Consider the following 17470-nt stretch of genomic DNA (forward strand, 5'->3'; position numbering starts at 1 on the left):
ATAAATAAATTTCCTGTCTTCATTATGGTAGATAGAATTTAAATTTCAAGCTATATAGATGTATGCATGGCTTTGTTTTTGTATGGCGATTGCAACGATAGATAAAAGCATTCAGCAGTCACACTGAAAGAATTTTTTATAGCTGCTACGGATACCGTCAAGACCACAGAATAATAGGCAATTTGTGGTAATCTATTGTTTAGGCGATAACGCTATAGTCAGTTCTATATGAAAGAAATACAAACATTATAACGTGCTACTGGTATTAATTTTTCTTGCTTGCTGTGCCTAGGCAGACAGAGGCTGCGAATAATTAATTCCAGTAGCACTGTATTCTTTTAAAGGTGCATCTACTATATTAGAAATTTTTTAATATGTTCAAAGAACAATAGGTTTTTCAATAAAATAAAATTTTGAGTGAATAATAATCACGTATAAATGCGTGCTAAATCGGCAATGATAGGAATAATAATGATACAAACTACTGAAGAAAATCTGTCAAAATCTAACAATATTAAACACACTGCTATGACTGAGCAGCAGGTACTTATCGCTGGTGGCGGTCATGTCGGTTTGTCGTTTGCGTTGCTACTAGCAAACCATGGTATCGCCAGTACATTGCTCGAGAAGAACAGCTATCCGACCATCAGTCCTGAAGATGATAGCAATCGCAGCCACTATTTAGACAGCCGTAATACGGCATTGTCACGGCGTACGGTACAGATTTATCAAGAGATCGGGCTGTGGGATGAACTACAAAGCCATGCCTGCCGTATCGATGCCGTACAGATTAGTGAACAAGGTAGCTTTGGGCGTGCGCAACTCAATAAAAAGGATGAACAAGTTGAGTCGTTCGGGCAAGTGATGGAAAATGCATGGCTTGGACGAAAGTTGCTTCTAGCCGCACAGCAAGAGCCGCTTATTACCCTGATTGATAATGCCGATGTAATAGCCGTTGACCAGAAAAGTGACAGCGTAACCCTAAGTTTTAGCTACTACGGTGAAGAAGAGCATGAGCAGCAATTGCAGGGTAGTGTTTTGGTCGCCTGTGATGGTCGCGACTCTACCGTGCGTCAGTTATTAGATATCGGTACGACTACTTATGATTATAAGCAAACGGCTATCGTCGGCGTGGTAGAAACGGACAAACCACATGAGCATAATGCGATTGAGCGTTTTAGTCCTGCTGGACCACTGGCAGTGTTGCCATTAACGGATCCAGAAGGCGACGGTAATGACGAATATCAGACTGGCTATAGACGTTCAGTGGTTTGGGTCTGCCGAACCGGAGAAGAGACGCAATACTTAGAGGATGACGCGCATTTCTTAGCAACTTTGCAGCAAGCTTTTGGTCAGCGTGCAGGCACGTTTAAAACTGCTGGTCGCCGTGGTGCATATCCATTGACACGAGTGCTGGCAGATAAACAAGTGGATGGTCGCTGCGTTATCATGGGTAATGCAGCGCACACCCTGCATCCAGTAGCAGGACAAGGGTTTAACCTATGTATGCGTGACGCTCATGTACTGGCACAAATGATGAGTGCGCAAGTACTAAAAGGCGAAGACATCGGTAATCCTACATTGCTAAAGCGTTATGAAAAAGCCCGTCAAACTGACCAAAAACGCGTTATTCGTTTTTGTGATGCAGTGGTACATGGCTTTACGCATCCAAATCCAGCCGTGAAGCTGGCACGTAATGTCGCTTTGGTTGCCTTTGATAAGTTACCAAATATTAAGCCCTTAATTGCCAATTATGCGATGGGTCTAAAGTCTTAGTATTGATAAGCCATTAAAAAAATTCAAAATCCAAAAATCTAACTGCTGCTAATTATTAAAATATCAGCGGATAATTCAAATAGCGACACAAAGGATATTTTATGAAAAATAACCATACGCTGATTATCGGCGGCGGTATCGTCGGTGCAACGCTTGCTCTCAAGCTGGCACAAGACAATAAGCCGGTGACACTCATTGATGCGCGCCCAAAGCGTAACGAGGAAGATTGGCAGCAAATACTGGGTCAACGTGATGCACGTGTTTATGCGTTAAGTCTTGCCAGTATTGAATTATTAAAAGAGGTTGGCGCTTGGCAAAAAATAGCAGCGTCAGAGCGTAAAGCTGATTACTTACAAATGCAGGTTTGGCAATTGAATGGTGTGGGCGAGCTGCTGTTCGGCGATAGTACTAATAATAGTGATGATAGTAATCAAAATTCTGAGCCGAAAATGCTTGGTAGTATGGTTGAGCCCGCAGTTATCGAATATGCCTTATGGCAGCGTTTATCTGCCTCTGATGTCAGTCAATACCTAACCGTTATCGACGGACAAAAGGTTGTCGATATGGATTGGCTAGGTGCAACGCAAGGCTACCGCGTGACTTTGGATAACGGAAGCGTGATTGACGCGCGTTTATTGGTCGGTGCTGACGGTCGTGGCTCATTCGTGCGCAAGCAAGCAGGTATTGAGCTTGATATTCTTGATTATAATCAAACCGCGATCTGTTGTGCGATTCAAACTGAAAAGCCGCATCTAGCAACTGCTCGCCAAGCCATGCTACCTACTGGCACGCTGGCATTATTGCCGCTCGCTGATATCACCGATGAAGACAAAGCGAATCCACAGCATTGGCAGTCGATTGTATGGACATTACCACGTAATCAAGCATTGGCGTTGATAGAGGAACACCCGCGCTATATCGCCGATAAACTCGCTGTTGCCAGTCATTATGAGCTTGGTGCTATCCACAAAATTGAATCAATCGCCAGCTTTCCGTTAGCAGCCCAACAAGCAAAGACTTATGTTGCGGATAATTTAGTATTGATCGGTGACGCGGCGCATGGGGTGCATCCGCTTGCTGGGCAAGGGCTCAATCTTGGGATGCTCGATGTAAAAGCATTAAGCAAACAATTGGCGCATGATTATAACCGTAGTGGCGGGACGCTTTGGGGTACCAATCAAACCTTGCGTAGCTATGAGCGCTTGCGTCGTCCGCATAATAGCCTGATGATGCACAGCTTCTCTGCGCTTAACTGGCTGTTTGCTGGCTCGCTGGCTCAATTGCGTCCTATCCAACAACTTCGTAATGAAGGTATGTACCGCGTGAGCAAAATCAAGCCATTGATGCGGCTGTTTGCTAAGCAGGCGAGTGGGGTTTAGGGTTTAACGAACTTTCTAGATGAACTAAGGAAGGTATATGAAAAGTAAGTCATGGATGACGATAGGCGTTGTAATAGCTAGCTTTATTTTATCCTCCTGCCAATCCACATCAGAAACTGCCGTAATTAATGGAAAACCATATATTCCTTCTAAAGTCATGATAGAGCCACTTGCAGATACAGACAATGACGGCGTCCCTGACATTATCGATAATTGTCCAAACACTCCTAAAGGGGTAGTGGCGGATGAGTATGGCTGTCCAGTAGCAGTGAGTTTAATAGGTTATCTTACGATGGAGCTACGAGTTTTCTTTGAGCGCAATAGTAATGAGTTGCAAACGAAGTACTTGCCAGAAGTGGAAAAAGTAGCTGAAAAAATGCATAGCAATCCTGAGCTAGTAGTGGTTTTGTCTGGTCATACCTCTGAGCTTGAAGCTGCGCATGCATCAGTAGATATGTACGGAGAAATGAATCAAGCAAAAGTTGATAAACGTCAATTAGGACGTGATCGGGCACAGATAATAAAAACTGCTTTGGTTAAGAGAAACATAGCTACTGATAAAATCTATACGTTTGATTGCGCTGATAGTATGCCGATTGCACCTAACGATACTGAGGAAGGTAGATCAATGAACCAGCGTATTTATGGCAAGGCGTTAAATGCCAATGATTTTTATGCAGGCAGTGTTCACGAGCAGTCACTCACGTACTATAAAGAATTCTGTCAGCAATTTTAAAGGTATCATTTATGAAAATGCTATTAAGAAATACGCTTGTCGTTTTAGTCAGCGCTTTAACATTATCCGCCTGTCAAACCGCTGATTTTTCTAAGCAAACAAGTCAAACTATCAATATGCCAACGGTTTTAATTAATTTGGATAGCGACAGCGATGGTGTGCTTGATGAGTTAGATGAATGTCCAGGCACTCCCTATAACGTGGTGATAGATAAAAGGGGCTGTCCGCATTCCTTACTTTTTGGTGAGAACGAATTTATGATGGAAGCTAGAGCCTACTATGATGAAAATAGTAGTGAGATAAAAAATGAGTATTATGAACAGCTAGATAACGCAGGCAAAAAAATGCAAGATCATTTGGACGCTGTCATGCATATCGAAGGGCATATATCGGAGCGTGAAGACAATGATGCCAATCAAACATTATCAAGATACCGTGTGGAAGGGATTAAAAATTATATGACCATGACATATAATATTGATCCTGATCGTATTAAGACCTTTTACTATGGATCAGAACGTCCAATTGCGCCAAATGATGACGAAAACAGTTGGCTCAACCAGCGTATTTATGCACTTGTTAGCAATGTTGAGTAATATATTGAGCGTTTCAAAAAGATTGAAAATAGAGAATATGCCATAACTGAAAAAGGACATTGATATGAAAGCAATTTTATATTTAGTCAGCATTACTCTTTGTAGTTCTTTGGCATTATCAGCGTGTCAAACCGCGCCAAAACTAGCGATTGATAACATAGTGACAGCGCCAATGCCAATATTGATGGTGAGTCTCGACTCTGACAGCGATGGCGTGATTGATGAGCTAGATCAATGTCCAGGCACTCCCTATAACGTGGTTATAGATGAAAGGGGCTGTCCTTTTACGGGTATGGGGATAGGCCTAAAAATGGAATATCGTGCCTTTTTTGCCAAGGGCAGCAGTGAGTTATCAAAAGAGTATCAGCTTGAGCTTGATACAGTAGCCCTAAAGCTGCAAGAGTACTATACGGCAACTATGCGTATTGAGGGACACGCTTCAGTAGATGAAATGTCAGATGCAAAATTGCGACCAAATTCTCTAGCAAGAAATAGGGCACTTATCGTCAAAAACTATCTTGTACTAAAGCATAAAATTGATCCTGAGCGTTTAAATACCTTTAATTATGATGCCGAACAGCCTATTGCCTCTTCTGATACAGAAGAAGGTAAGTCTATGAACCGCAGAGTTTATGGGGTAGCTACTGCAGATTTTGATAGCGAAGAGGAAATGTCCATGAACCGCCGAATTTTCGAGATAGCTGTAGAGCCTGAAGATTAATTGTTTTTAAACGTTTATGCACTTATTAGCAATGTTAAGTAATATATTGAACGTTTCAAAAAATCGAAAATGATGGCAAATAAAGCTGTAAGTGATTCTTAATGAAGAGAATAACAATGACAAATAGAAACTACAGAAATTTATTGTTATTAGCAGCATCTATAACATTAGCAGGCTGCCAGACTACCGAAATTTTACCGCCCAAAACCATACTTCAATATGAAAATATCAGGACGATGCAAGCAGATATTCCTGATTCAGATGGTGACGGCGTACTTGATGATATAGACGAGTGTCCTGAAACGCCACCTAACGTAGTAGTCGATGCCAAAGGTTGTAAAATAATAATTGAGGGAGGTGATGCACTCGAAATGGAGTTTGCTGGGTTTTTTCCGCCAATGAGCAGTCAATTACCCGATATCTATGATGCAGAATTTGTAAAAATAGCAGAAAAAATCAATGAGTATCCAGAAGCCAGTGTTTTTATTTTTGGTCATGTAGCAACAAATGAAATTGATGAAGATGCTGTAGCGACGCTTGGTTTCCATTCTTTATCACGCAATCGCGCCCTTAACATCAAAAATACGTTAGTCTTGCAACATCATATTGATGCTAAGCGTATCCGTACTTATGAGTGCTCAAATAAGTTTCTAGTTACAGATACAGCGTTTATAGATCCAAGTTTTGAAAAGCTCAATGTTAAAAATATTGAGTCAAAACAGCGTCGTGCAACGTTGATGGCGAGCAGTTTAGTCAAAGATTTAATGAATCTTAAATATAAATCTGATGTTCAAAGATATGGTGAGTACGCCAAACACTGCGAGCCTTTTGAATAATGGCAAATTCTGATAAACCATCAAAATCTAACCTTACCCCAAAGACGAAAACAATACCATTAGCACGGGCGCGACAATATTAATAATAAAACCAAAGCTAATCGCCAATGGCACCACTTTTAGACCGCCCGATTGCTGAATGATTGGCAAAGTAAAGTCTAAACTGGTCGCACCGCCAAGTCCAACCGATGCAGACGGATATTTGCGCATAAAGACGGGGATAAATATCAACGCAAAGAACTCACGTATCAAGTCGTTAAATAGCGCAACACTGCCCCAAATCGCCCCATAAGTATCAGTCATCACAATCGCAGATAGCGAATACCAGCCAAATCCTGACGCTAGTGCTAAGCCCTTCGTCCAAGAGACATCGCTAAACATCAGTGCAAAGATAAGCCCGCCAACCAATACCGATATCGTAAAGATAATACTCATCTCGACACCGCGTTTATTAAGCAGCACTTCTTTTAGAGTAATACCCGAGCCTTTTAGTCCAATACCAACCAGCAAGATTAGTATCATTAGCATGACCGTCATAGTGTTTTCAGGCGGTATATAGTTGGCTGGCAAGAAATAACCGATCACAAAACCTATTACCACACAAATGACTTGGGTAAGGCTACCGCGAATACTGACGCGATGCTCTTTAGATTTAACACTGGGTTTTTTGGCATGCCACGGGCGCAAACGGTCAAACAGCATTAGCCCAAATAATCCAGTTCCGATTGTCAATATCGATAGTATCGTGACATACAGTGCGATTTCACCTACCTGACTGCCAAGTCCTTCGACTTGTGCCAGCTCAATACCAATCAAGCCTAAAATAATAAAGACCAAATAAGACAAGCCTTTATCGGCAATTTTGGTCAGGGCTGCATTGGAGGGAATGGCAAAGCCAATAAACATTGGCATTAAAACCAAGACAAGGGTAACTAAGCTTTGCATGGTAAAGGGCTCGCGGCATTTTTTAAAAGGCGTTTTAACACAATTTTTTTAGGAAGGGTTTTTTAATAAGGCGAGGATTGTAACATATTAGTATAATAATACTGACATGAGCAGACAAAATTCATTGAATTGCTGCTGGTCAAAGCTTTTTTTATGAGCTTCTCTATATGCTAGACCAGCAGTGCCGCATTGATTGAATATAAAGCAACTATACTGCTTGTTCGTATTGGACAGAGTTATGATGTTTCTGAATTTCTGAAGTGGGATTATTGATACCACTTAATGGGCGAATAGCTTGATTTGATAATGGCTCAATCACACTAATGCGAGCAGTGGCTGCTAGGTTGGGATAGTCTTTACGATAATGCCCACCACGACTTTCAAAGCGCTGACAAGCAGACTGAGCAATTAAAGTTGCTAATTGCAACTGTCTTGCTAATTGAAAGTGTGTAAGTTTATCAGTGGTCATGGCGTCGTCTGATGCATTCATATTAGGCTGACTTAACTCAGATTTTTCAAGCCACAGTTGCCATTGCTGTATCTGTATCAATATTTGCTCTAATGATTCGGCAGTGCGAGTGATACCCATATGTGAGGTCATTAAAAATTTTAATTCTGTAATGATTTTGCCAGCCTGATTATTAGTATCTATATTGCTATCAGTGTCCTCGTAATCAGCTGAAGTCAATGGACGTGTAATAAAAAAAGAGATCGTAATGGCTTGAATATCTTTGAGTGTTGGTGGTGTCCAAATGGTAGATGTTGGTAAATATGAGCGCTCATAAATGGCAGCAGTATCTAGATTCTCTAGTGCTTTCAAATAGCGAGGCAAATCAGCGGCGATATTGCGCCCAACCACCACGCATTCCAACAATGAGTTGCTTGCTAAGCGATTTGCTCCATGCAGACCTGTATAAGCAACTTCACCAGCGGCATAAAGACCTGCTACATCGGTTACGCCATTAGCATCAGTGACCACGCCGCCACAGCTATAATGGGCAGTTGGGGCAACCGGAATTGGCTCTTTAGTTATATCAATACCAAGTGCTAATAGTGTCTGATAAATCTGAGGGAAATGCTCTTGCAAAAATGCCGCTGGTAAGTGACTGACGTCAAGATGAACGTAGCCAAGTCCATTCTTATTAATCTGCTCAGCGATGGCACGGGCGACGATATCTCGCGGTGCTAACTCTGCACGTGCGTCAATCTCTAGCATAAAGCGTGTGCCAGTTTTTGGACAATATAAGCGCCCACCTTCACCGCGTAAAGCTTCAGAAATCAAAAAGCTGCTATCTCCTAGTGCTAGACCAGTCGGATGAAATTGAATGAATTCTAAATTTGCCAAACGGCAGCCTGCTTGCCATGCCATCATAACGCCATCACCGACACAGACATTGGGGGCGCTGGCACGTTTAAACAATTGCCCTAAGCCGCCACTGGCTAGTACCACCGCTCGACTATGAAAGGTAATTTGGCACTGATTAACATGATCAAAAACCAGCGCACCTTGGCATCGATCGTCGCTGTTTTTTATAATATTTAGCGCTTCATGGTAGGGTAGGATAGTGATATTAGAAGCGGCTTGCACTTTTATAGTCAAGGCCTCCATGATATGTCGACCCGTTGCATCATCAGCATGGGCAACGCGTCTACAGCCATGACCGCCTTCCTTGGTTAGATGCAAGTGAGAGAGGTCAAAACCCGCCTTTAGATAATTTTTTGATTCTTGCTGGGGAATCTGAGTAAAAGGTACGCCTTGTTCGCATAGCCATTGAACCGCTTGTTGTCCAGCGCTGAGGATGTTTGTCGTATTATCCGCTGCACATAATCCTGCACCAGCGATTAGCGTATCGGCGATATGGTCAGCTACCGAATCATTTTTGTCCAAGCTTGCGGCAATACCGCCTTGGGCGTAATGGCTTGAGCAAACTTCCAGTGCAGCTTTACTTAATATGGTAATGTTCAACGACTCTGGTAAAGCAAGCGCAGTGCTTAATCCTGCAAGCCCAGCACCAACGATAAGTACATCTGTTATCACGACAGCATCAGGGATCTGATGCGCATTACAGTTATCTTTGCCATTTAACCAGTTCGCGCTCATATTATGCTGCTCCAACATTCGCAAACAATGCACGGTCTTTGACGATATCGCCGCTTGCTGCTATCCGCTGTTTTTGTGATTCAGCAAAATCAAGCATGCGTTGTAATGGCTTTCTAGCTGCCGCTGCCAGCTCAGCCGTCATCAATATCTCACCTGAATTATTGGTCAAGCATTGCTCGATACCTTGTAGACCATTCATCGCCATCCATGGACAAAAAGCACAGCTTTTGCAACTGGCGCTTTCACCAGCGGTAGGGGCAGCCAAAAAGCGCTTGTTTGGCGAGCGCTTTTGCATCTCATGCAAGATTCCTAAGTCAGTTGCGACGATAAAGGTATCGGCATCCATCTCATAGGTGGATTGCAGCAGCTTACTGGTCGAGCCAACTACATCGGCAAGCGTAACGACACTATCTGGAGATTCAGGATGTACCAAGACTTTTGCTGTCGGATGTTCAGCTTTTAATTGTTCAAGCTCAGTGGCTTTAAACTCATTATGCACCATGCATGAGCCTTGCCAGAGCAGCATATCTGCCCCCGTCTCACGGGCAATGTATTTACCTAAGTGTCTATCCGGACCCCAAATGATAGGCTCGCCTTGTTCTTGCAAATGTCGAATGATATCGATACCAACTGACGAAGTTACTACCCAATCAGCCCGTGCTTTTACTGCCGCACTGGTATTGGCGTAGACCACTACGGTACGCTCAGGATACGCATCACAAAAGGCAGAAAATTCATCGGCAGGGCAGCCCAAATCAAGCGAGCATTCTGCTTCTAAGTCTGGCATCAGTACTGTTTTTTCCATACTGAGTATCTTTGCCGACTCACCCATAAAGCGCACGCCTGCAACTACCAGTGTTTGTGCACTATGCGCCTGACCAAAACGCGCCATTTCAAGCGAATCACCAACACAGCCGCCTGTTGCCAATGCCAAATCCTGAATAAAAGGGTCGACATAATAATGTGCGACTAAGACGGCGTTATGCTCTTTTAACAACTGCTTAATATTTTCTTCAACTTGCAGTCGCTCACTACGCGGCAAGTCTGCGGGCATTTTTGCTTTGGCATATTCAATATTCATTTGCGTGGCAATGCGATTATCGGCACTCATAATCGGTGCGTCATACGGATACGTTTTCATAAGTGCAAACCTTTCATGCAATAACGACACGTCAATTGCCGTTAGATTGGGTCAGTTGAATAGTGCTAAAAAATAAACTGTTTTAATTATGCTCATTTTGAGCATAAATACAAGAAATTTTTTATACGTTTATTATTTATTCAGGACTCATTTTGTATAATTACAACCACAAGCTATGATAAGCATCGATTCAAGCTGTCAAAAAGCGAAAGAGGACTCCAACCGAGCTAGTGTGGAGATGAATTTCGTATTTGTTTTTAGCCTTGTTGATTTTGAATATACTGCTTAATAACTTCCAATGACGCCCCACCACAAGACCCTGCAAAATATGAGCGAGACCAAAGTACAGGCTTGGAATAAGCCCCTCTTAAATCCAAAAATTCACCCCTCATTCGTCTACTTGTGACTGACTTCAGGTTATTAACCAACCTGCTCAATTGCACGGTTGGCGGGTACTGAATAAGCATGTGAATATGATCAGCCTCGCCATTACACTCCTTTACTTCGGCATCGAATTTTTTGCATATCTCGGTGACACACTCATGGAAATAATTGTGATGTACCTCGCCAAGCACCTTCTTTCGATACTTGGTAATAAAAATCAAGTGAACATGAAGATTGAAGGCAGCATGGCGATTTTTGTATATCTCACTCATTGCAATAAAAACTCTTAAATGCTAGCATTATATTGATAATATCAAATACATACTCATTAATAAAGAGAGTATTTATGAAGATCAACAAGGCGTACAGATTTAGGCTTGAGCCTAATGCGGAGCAACAGGTTATTCTAAATAACCTTGTTGGCTCTGCGCGTTTTGTTTGGAATCAAATGCTGGCAATCTCGCTTGAGATGTTTGCTAAAAATGAGTTTATTAATGCGACCAATCTCGTTAATAAAATCATGGAGGTTAAGAATAATCCTGATTTTGAGTTCTTAAAAACCCACTCAAATGCGGTGTCCTTACAGCAAAAGATTCGTGATCTAGCATCGGCTTGGTCGCGTTTCTTTGATCCTAAAGTTCATATCAGGTTAAAAGAAAATAAGAAGAAACCTAAAAAAGCCAAGTTCTTTAAATTAGCTGATGGCACAGAAATTCAGCTACGCCCGTTGATGCCAAGATTTAAGCGCAAATCCGATGGCCGAGATTCAATCAGATTGGTACAGTTTGATAAATACTGCCGCATTGAGGGCAATCGTATCAAACTGCCTAATGGAATTGGTTTGGTGAAATTTAGAAAATCGCAAGATATTATCGGCACCATTAAAAACGTTACCATTAGCAAGAAATCGGGGCACTGGTACGTATCGTTTGGTACTGAGCATGAGGTTGAAAACCCACGACACCCTGCTACTAGCGCACTAGGTTTGGATTTGGGCATCACAAAGCTGATCACCACCTCAAACGGTGCGACCATCAAACCAAAGAATAGCTTCAAAGCCAATCAAGTGAAACTTGCTAGATTGCAGCGCCAGCTGGCAAAGAAAGTGAAATTCAGTGAAAACTGGAAAAAGCAAAACGGTAAGATTCAAAAATTGCATCATCATATCGCCAATGTTCGCCATGACTACTTACATAAAATCACAACCATACTCAGCAAAAGCCACGCCATGATTGTCGTTGAAGATTTAAAAGTCAGTAATATGTCGAAATCAGCCAGTGGGTCGATAGAAAATAAAGGACGTAATGTCAAAGTCAAGTCGGGATTGAATAAATCAATTCTGGATCAAGGTTGGGGCATGGCGCTTGATATGCTTGAGTATAAACAGCACTGGCGCGGTGGATTGTTGATCAAAGTAAACCCAAGATTTACCAGCCAAACCTGCTTTGAGTGCCAACATGTTGCTAAAGAAAACAGACAAACTCAGTCAAGATTTGAGTGCGTCAAATGTGGTTATATTGCGAACGCAGATTTCAATGCTGCGCGTAATATATTAGCGGCAGGACATGCCGCTTTGTCTGTGGAGGGAGGATGCAGTAAAGGTCGCCCGATGAAACAGAAAACTTGTGACACTCGTGAGAAAGTCACCTAAGAGCTAACGCTTTTAGAATTCCACACTTGAGCTTTTCGAAAGTGGCGGGAGTATGTCAAACTGAGCATGTGGTCAATGGCTTAGCAGTTGAGCTATATTTCATAATTAAAATAAAAGGTAATCATTAACGTCATGACGTTGTCTTATTCACACGCCCATCAACAAGGTAGCGGTACGACTGAGGTTGTCGCAGTGCTGGTCGCAATTACCGAGCACACGGCGCGCGTTTTAACCGTTGATCAAGGCAAGCTATTGCCCAATGGTCCCCTCATGCCATTACACCGCTCGTTGCAAGCAGGTGTGCGCCAATGGGTTGAAGAGCAAACACAGCAGCCGCTTGGTTATTTGGAACAGCTATATACCTTTGTCGATACCAATAGACGCAATGATGATGGTCATGCGCTGGTTTACGTCAGCTATTTGGGTCTGGTGCAAGAAGCACAAACACAGCTACAAAGCCAAGCATTATGGCGTGATTGGTATGATTATTTCCCATGGGAAAATCACTTAGATGGTATGCCAGCTATCATTATGGACTATATCGTACCGGCATTATTACGTTGGGCAGATGCTGCAAAAAAGGTAGAGATTCAGCAGCGCCGGCGTCAGCGTATTGGTCTGTGTTGGAGCGTCAGTGAGACGATTCTAAATAATTGCTCTAAAAATAAAAGCGCGCATTCAAATGCAGAGAGCAACGAGCAGCTGATAAATGACAAAGAATACGAGAATAGGGAATGGATTGCAGAACATGTCCTTTTGCGCTATGAGATGTTGTATGAAGCAGGTCTTATTGCAGAAGCACCAACTTATTCACCAAGCTATTTGGCTAATGTTCAACCTGACAGTGCTGAATCTAACAAGGCGTTTAAATTGCCTAGTAACTGGTCACAGCTTATAGGGTCACCGATGTACTATGACCATCGCCGCGTAATTGCGACGGCTATTTCAAGACTACGTGCAAAAATTGAATATCGACCGCTGATTTTTGGCTTGATGCCAGATGAATTCACCTTGTCGCAGTTGCAGCAAAGTGTCGAAGCACTATCGGGTATGCGCTTACATAAGCAAAACTTCCGCCGGCTGCTAGAGTCACAAAATCTTGTGCTAGAAACAGGGCAGAGTAGCAGCGCTCAGCGTGGTCGCCCAGCCAAGCTTTATCGTTTTCGCCATGATATTGAACTGCAAAGTTTACTGATGGACAGCAAATTGCCAAAACGTAAATAGCCGCCCAATCGCTATCAGCTTCTATCAAAAAGCGAAAGAGGACTCCAACCGAGCTAGTGTGGAGATGAATTTCGTATTTGTTTTTAGCCTTGTTGATTTTGAATATACTGCTTAATAACTTCCAATGACGCCCCACCACAAGACCCTGCAAAATATGAGCGAGACCAAAGTACAGGCTTGGAATAAGCCCCTCTTAAATCCAAAAATTCACCCCTCATTCGTCTACTTGTGACTGACTTCAGGTTATTAACCAACCTGCTCAATTGCACGGTTGGCGGGTACTGAATAAGCATGTGAATATGATCAGCCTCGCCATTACACTCCTTTACTTCGGCATCGAATTTTTTGCATATCTCGGTGACACACTCATGGAAATAATTGTGATGTACCTCGCCAAGCACCTTCTTTCGATACTTGGTAATAAAAATCAAGTGAACATGAAGATTGAAGGCAGCATGGCGATTTTTGTATATCTCACTCATTGCAATAAAAACTCTTAAATGCTAGCATTATATTGATAATATCAAATACATACTCATTAATAAAGAGAGTATTTATGAAGATCAACAAGGCGTACAGATTTAGGCTTGAGCCTAATGCGGAGCAACAGGTTATTCTAAATAACCTTGTTGGCTCTGCGCGTTTTGTTTGGAATCAAATGCTGGCAATCTCGCTTGAGATGTTTGCTAAAAATGAGTTTATTAATGCGACCAATCTCGTTAATAAAATCATGGAGGTTAAGAATAATCCTGATTTTGAGTTCTTAAAAACCCACTCAAATGCGGTGTCCTTACAGCAAAAGATTCGTGATCTAGCATCGGCTTGGTCGCGTTTCTTTGATCCTAAAGTTCATATCAGGTTAAAAGAAAATAAGAAGAAACCTAAAAAAGCCAAGTTCTTTAAATTAGCTGATGGCACAGAAATTCAGCTACGCCCGTTGATGCCAAGATTTAAGCGCAAATCCGATGGCCGAGATTCAATCAGATTGGTACAGTTTGATAAATACTGCCGCATTGAGGGCAATCGTATCAAACTGCCTAATGGAATTGGTTTGGTGAAATTTAGAAAATCGCAAGATATTATCGGCACCATTAAAAACGTTACCATTAGCAAGAAATCGGGGCACTGGTACGTATCGTTTGGTACTGAGCATGAGGTTGAAAACCCACGACACCCTGCTACTAGCGCACTAGGTTTGGATTTGGGCATCACAAAGCTGATCACCACCTCAAACGGTGCGACCATCAAACCAAAGAATAGCTTCAAAGCCAATCAAGTGAAACTTGCTAGATTGCAGCGCCAGCTGGCAAAGAAAGTGAAATTCAGTGAAAACTGGAAAAAGCAAAACGGTAAGATTCAAAAATTGCATCATCATATCGCCAATGTTCGCCATGACTACTTACATAAAATCACAACCATACTCAGCAAAAGCCACGCCATGATTGTCGTTGAAGATTTAAAAGTCAGTAATATGTCGAAATCAGCCAGTGGGTCGATAGAAAATAAAGGACGTAATGTCAAAGTCAAGTCGGGATTGAATAAATCAATTCTGGATCAAGGTTGGGGCATGGCGCTTGATATGCTTGAGTATAAACAGCACTGGCGCGGTGGATTGTTGATCAAAGTAAACCCAAGATTTACCAGCCAAACCTGCTTTGAGTGCCAACATGTTGCTAAAGAAAACAGACAAACTCAGTCAAGATTTGAGTGCGTCAAATGTGGTTATATTGCGAACGCAGATTTCAATGCTGCGCGTAATATATTAGCGGCAGGACATGCCGCTTTGTCTGTGGAGGGAGGATGCAGTAAAGGTCGCCCGATGAAACAGAAAACTTGTGACACTCGTGAGAAAGTCACCTAAGAGCTAACGCTTTTAGAATTCCACACTTGAGCTTTTCGAAAGTGGCGGGAGTATGTCAACATTGTCAAACCCAATAAATTTATTGAAAATTTTAATTTAGGATATTTTCTTGCGAGACAATAAACTTTGCGTTATATTTATGCTCATTTTGAGTTTAAATAATATATATTCAGAATATAAGCATAATAAGGGCTAAAAATGACAGTTAAACGAGAGCCAGCACTGGCTGAAGTATTGCTTAAACCGTTGGTTGAAGCGGCATTAACAGAAGATTTGGGCAGACGTGGTGATGTCACTTCACAAGCGACCATTCCAGTCGACATGCAAGCGCAATTACAGATTAAGGCAAGGCAAGCAGGCGTGATATGTGGTATGGATTTAGCACGCTTATCTTTTGCTTTGATTGATGAGCAGATAGAATTCGTTGCTCAAGTCCATGATGGTGAAGTGGTCGAAGCTGGCGCAGTATTAGCAACTGTCCATGGCAATGCGCGTAATTTGCTGACAGCAGAGCGTACGGCACTTAACTTTATGACTCATCTTAGCGGTATTGCGACAGATACTAAGAAGATTGTTGATAGCGTGGCAGCATATCCAGCGCAAATTACTTGTACCCGTAAAACCATTCCAGGCTTACGTATCGTCCAAAAATACGCCGTACGCTGCGGTGGCGGGCGTAATCATCGCTTGGGTTTAGATGATGCGATTTTAATTAAAGACAACCATATTGCCATCGCAGGTGATATTAAAACAGCGATTGAGCAAGCGCAAGAATTTGCTGGGCATTTGATTCCAATCGAAGTGGAAGTCGATACATTAGCACAGTTAGAGCAAGCACTAGATGCTGGTGTGAGCTTAGTGCTATTAGATAATATGGCGCCTGAGATATTGTCGCAGGCAGTCGCTATGTGTAAAGGTCGCGCTAAAACCGAAGCATCAGGTGGTATCACCCCTGAAACAGTGCAAGCCGTTGCAGAAACAGGCGTTGATTTTATCGCGATGGGTTATTTGACCCACAGCACGACTGCATTAGATATTGGTTTGGATTTTAGCGCTTAGCTTTAACGCTTGGTCTAAGTATAGTGAGTCCCAAATAAAAGAAGTACAAATGTTATAAAGCACTGCTGGGGTTAATTTTTCTTGCTTGCTGTGCCTGCGCAGACAGAGGCTGCGAATAATTAACCCCAGCAGTGCTGTACTCTTTTAAAAATGGATCGACTATATAGACTTGTTTTAATGAAGTTTAATAAAGGATTAACCCTCTATTGAAAGGGCAGATTTGTATCGATATCCTATGGATTTGGTAAGGCATGGGAATTAAGCGAAGTTAATGATTTAATAGGCTTATCTGCCTATGCTACAATGCCGCTGCTACCGAATATTAGGTCATTGATGCACTTGCCCAATGGCCTTGTTTTTTGCCCGATTTGACTAATAGACAAGCGAGCGCTCAGTGAATACTGAAATTATTAAGATAATCCTAGCCTTTATGGTATTGATTAACCCCTTTAGCGCATTGACATTGTTTTTAGATTCAACGCGTGGTTATTCAATGAATAATCGACGTAAAGTAGCACGCGTTGCTTGTCTGACCATTTTTATTACTATCAGTTTCTTCACATTAGCAGGCGAAACGCTCCTCAAAGTCTTGGGTATTTCAATCGGCTCGTTTCAGTTAGCAGGTGGTATCTTAGTGTTTTTAATCGCTCTCAATATGATGAATGGCGAGGGCAATCCGGTTAAGCCTGATCAAGAAAACTTCGATGTCGACCATCTGCAAGGTGCGCCGCCAACGATGGCAGCCGCGGTTGTGCCGATTGCTATTCCTATGATGATTGGACCGGGTGGTATTTCAACCGTTATTATCTACTCATCACAAGTTTCCGGCATCTTGCAAATATCTGCCATTTTGATTGCGGGTTTATTTATCAGTTTATTTTGTTATTTGGCATTGATGGCAGCTGGTCGTATCAGTCGCTTATTGGGTGATACAGGGCTTAATATTATGAGTCGAATCATGGGTATGCTATTGGCGGCAGTTGCTATAGAAATTATCGTTAATGGGCTACGTACGCTATTTCCTGATTTGATCTAATTTTTTAGTCTATAGAAGCGATTT

Annotated in this window: 16 protein-coding genes; 11 read left to right on the forward strand and 5 right to left on the reverse strand. The window is 42.2% G+C overall.

Features of this window, described 5'->3' with window-relative positions:
* Positions 1 to 528: 528 nt before the first annotated feature.
* The 6 genes from M0221_RS03150 (at position 529) to M0221_RS03175 (ending at position 6044) form a co-directional block, all read left to right on the forward strand.
* The gene (locus M0221_RS03150; protein ID WP_483284745.1) at positions 529 to 1776 is read left to right on the forward strand and encodes an FAD-dependent monooxygenase; all 1248 of its coding nucleotides are present in this window, start codon (positions 529 to 531) and stop codon (positions 1774 to 1776) included.
* 101 nt (positions 1777 to 1877) lie between these two features.
* Entirely contained in the window at positions 1878 to 3155 is a 1278-nt protein-coding gene (locus M0221_RS03155; protein WP_483284320.1) for an FAD-dependent monooxygenase, read from the forward strand.
* 37 nt (positions 3156 to 3192) lie between these two features.
* Positions 3193 to 3891: an OmpA family protein gene (locus M0221_RS03160; RefSeq protein ID WP_483284321.1), complete on the forward strand. Its 699-nt coding sequence runs from the start codon at positions 3193 to 3195 to the stop codon at positions 3889 to 3891.
* Between the two features lie 11 nt (positions 3892 to 3902).
* Positions 3903 to 4487, forward strand: coding sequence for an OmpA family protein (locus M0221_RS03165; protein WP_483284322.1), 585 nt, complete (start codon positions 3903 to 3905; stop codon positions 4485 to 4487).
* Between the two features lie 64 nt (positions 4488 to 4551).
* Positions 4552 to 5208 carry an OmpA family protein gene (locus M0221_RS03170; RefSeq protein ID WP_483284323.1) on the forward strand — a complete coding sequence of 219 codons (657 nt, stop codon included), beginning with the start codon at positions 4552 to 4554 and terminating at the stop codon, positions 5206 to 5208.
* Between the two features lie 116 nt (positions 5209 to 5324).
* On the forward strand, positions 5325 to 6044 hold the full coding sequence (locus M0221_RS03175) for an OmpA family protein (RefSeq protein WP_483284324.1): 720 nt from the start codon (positions 5325 to 5327) through the stop codon (positions 6042 to 6044).
* A 33-nt stretch (positions 6045 to 6077) separates the two neighbouring features.
* Here M0221_RS03175 and M0221_RS03180 read toward each other — a convergent pair whose 3' ends face one another.
* The 4 genes from M0221_RS03180 to tnpA (M0221_RS03195) all read right to left on the reverse strand — a co-directional run bounded on the left by M0221_RS03180 (position 6078) and on the right by tnpA (M0221_RS03195) (position 10887).
* On the reverse strand, positions 6078 to 6989 hold the full coding sequence (locus M0221_RS03180) for a LysO family transporter (RefSeq protein ID WP_483284325.1): 912 nt from the start codon (positions 6987 to 6989) through the stop codon (positions 6078 to 6080).
* Between the two features lie 208 nt (positions 6990 to 7197).
* Positions 7198 to 9090, reverse strand: coding sequence for an L-aspartate oxidase (nadB, locus tag M0221_RS03185; RefSeq protein WP_483284326.1), 1893 nt, complete (start codon positions 9088 to 9090; stop codon positions 7198 to 7200).
* 1 nt (position 9091) lies between these two features.
* On the reverse strand, positions 9092 to 10231 hold the full coding sequence (nadA, locus tag M0221_RS03190; protein ID WP_483284327.1) for a quinolinate synthase NadA: 1140 nt from the start codon (positions 10229 to 10231) through the stop codon (positions 9092 to 9094).
* A gap of 257 nt (positions 10232 to 10488) precedes the next feature.
* Positions 10489 to 10887 (reverse strand): IS200/IS605 family transposase, encoded by a 399-nt coding sequence (tnpA, locus tag M0221_RS03195; RefSeq protein ID WP_483284328.1) that lies wholly within the window; start codon positions 10885 to 10887, stop codon positions 10489 to 10491.
* A 74-nt stretch (positions 10888 to 10961) separates the two neighbouring features.
* Between tnpA (M0221_RS03195) and M0221_RS03200 the strand changes: the two genes are divergently transcribed.
* On the forward strand, positions 10962 to 12266 hold the full coding sequence (locus M0221_RS03200; RefSeq protein WP_483284329.1) for an RNA-guided endonuclease InsQ/TnpB family protein: 1305 nt from the start codon (positions 10962 to 10964) through the stop codon (positions 12264 to 12266).
* Between the two features lie 132 nt (positions 12267 to 12398).
* Positions 12399 to 13490 carry an NUDIX hydrolase gene (locus M0221_RS03205; protein ID WP_483284330.1) on the forward strand — a complete coding sequence of 364 codons (1092 nt, stop codon included), beginning with the start codon at positions 12399 to 12401 and terminating at the stop codon, positions 13488 to 13490.
* Between the two features lie 83 nt (positions 13491 to 13573).
* Here M0221_RS03205 and tnpA (M0221_RS03210) read toward each other — a convergent pair whose 3' ends face one another.
* Positions 13574 to 13972 carry an IS200/IS605 family transposase gene (tnpA, locus tag M0221_RS03210; protein ID WP_483284328.1) on the reverse strand — a complete coding sequence of 133 codons (399 nt, stop codon included), beginning with the start codon at positions 13970 to 13972 and terminating at the stop codon, positions 13574 to 13576.
* Between the two features lie 74 nt (positions 13973 to 14046).
* Here tnpA (M0221_RS03210) and M0221_RS03215 point away from each other — a divergent pair, with 74 nt between their 5' ends.
* The 3 genes from M0221_RS03215 (at position 14047) to M0221_RS03225 (ending at position 17446) form a co-directional block, all read left to right on the forward strand.
* Entirely contained in the window at positions 14047 to 15351 is a 1305-nt protein-coding gene (locus tag M0221_RS03215; RefSeq protein WP_483284329.1) for an RNA-guided endonuclease InsQ/TnpB family protein, read from the forward strand.
* Positions 15352 to 15549: 198 nt separating this feature from the next.
* The gene (gene nadC, locus M0221_RS03220; RefSeq protein ID WP_483284331.1) at positions 15550 to 16410 is read left to right on the forward strand and encodes a carboxylating nicotinate-nucleotide diphosphorylase; all 861 of its coding nucleotides are present in this window, start codon (positions 15550 to 15552) and stop codon (positions 16408 to 16410) included.
* Between the two features lie 430 nt (positions 16411 to 16840).
* Positions 16841 to 17446: a MarC family protein gene (locus M0221_RS03225; protein ID WP_020442890.1), complete on the forward strand. Its 606-nt coding sequence runs from the start codon at positions 16841 to 16843 to the stop codon at positions 17444 to 17446.
* Positions 17447 to 17470 lie beyond the last annotated feature (24 nt).

This window comes from Psychrobacter sp. ANT206 (genome assembly GCF_056880555.1).

Excerpts from the sequence above, each read along its gene's own strand:
- M0221_RS03180 (WP_483284325.1), bottom strand. The coding sequence starts at position 6,989 with ATGCAAAGCTTAGTTACCCTTGTCTTGGTTTTAATGCCAATGTTTATT.
- M0221_RS03170 (WP_483284323.1), top strand. The coding sequence starts at position 4,552 with ATGAAAGCAATTTTATATTTAGTCAGCATTACTCTTTGTAGTTCTTTG.
- nadC (WP_483284331.1), top strand. The coding sequence starts at position 15,550 with ATGACAGTTAAACGAGAGCCAGCACTGGCTGAAGTATTGCTTAAACCG.
- M0221_RS03160 (WP_483284321.1), top strand. The coding sequence starts at position 3,193 with ATGAAAAGTAAGTCATGGATGACGATAGGCGTTGTAATAGCTAGCTTT.
- M0221_RS03215 (WP_483284329.1), top strand. The coding sequence starts at position 14,047 with ATGAAGATCAACAAGGCGTACAGATTTAGGCTTGAGCCTAATGCGGAG.
- nadB (WP_483284326.1), bottom strand. The coding sequence starts at position 9,090 with ATGAGCGCGAACTGGTTAAATGGCAAAGATAACTGTAATGCGCATCAG.
- M0221_RS03155 (WP_483284320.1), top strand. The coding sequence starts at position 1,878 with ATGAAAAATAACCATACGCTGATTATCGGCGGCGGTATCGTCGGTGCA.
- tnpA (WP_483284328.1), bottom strand. The coding sequence starts at position 10,887 with ATGAGTGAGATATACAAAAATCGCCATGCTGCCTTCAATCTTCATGTT.
- M0221_RS03225 (WP_020442890.1), top strand. The coding sequence starts at position 16,841 with ATGGTATTGATTAACCCCTTTAGCGCATTGACATTGTTTTTAGATTCA.
- M0221_RS03205 (WP_483284330.1), top strand. The coding sequence starts at position 12,399 with ATGACGTTGTCTTATTCACACGCCCATCAACAAGGTAGCGGTACGACT.
- tnpA (WP_483284328.1), bottom strand. The coding sequence starts at position 13,972 with ATGAGTGAGATATACAAAAATCGCCATGCTGCCTTCAATCTTCATGTT.
- M0221_RS03165 (WP_483284322.1), top strand. The coding sequence starts at position 3,903 with ATGAAAATGCTATTAAGAAATACGCTTGTCGTTTTAGTCAGCGCTTTA.
- M0221_RS03175 (WP_483284324.1), top strand. The coding sequence starts at position 5,325 with ATGACAAATAGAAACTACAGAAATTTATTGTTATTAGCAGCATCTATA.
- nadA (WP_483284327.1), bottom strand. The coding sequence starts at position 10,231 with ATGAAAACGTATCCGTATGACGCACCGATTATGAGTGCCGATAATCGC.
- M0221_RS03150 (WP_483284745.1), top strand. The coding sequence starts at position 529 with ATGACTGAGCAGCAGGTACTTATCGCTGGTGGCGGTCATGTCGGTTTG.
- M0221_RS03200 (WP_483284329.1), top strand. The coding sequence starts at position 10,962 with ATGAAGATCAACAAGGCGTACAGATTTAGGCTTGAGCCTAATGCGGAG.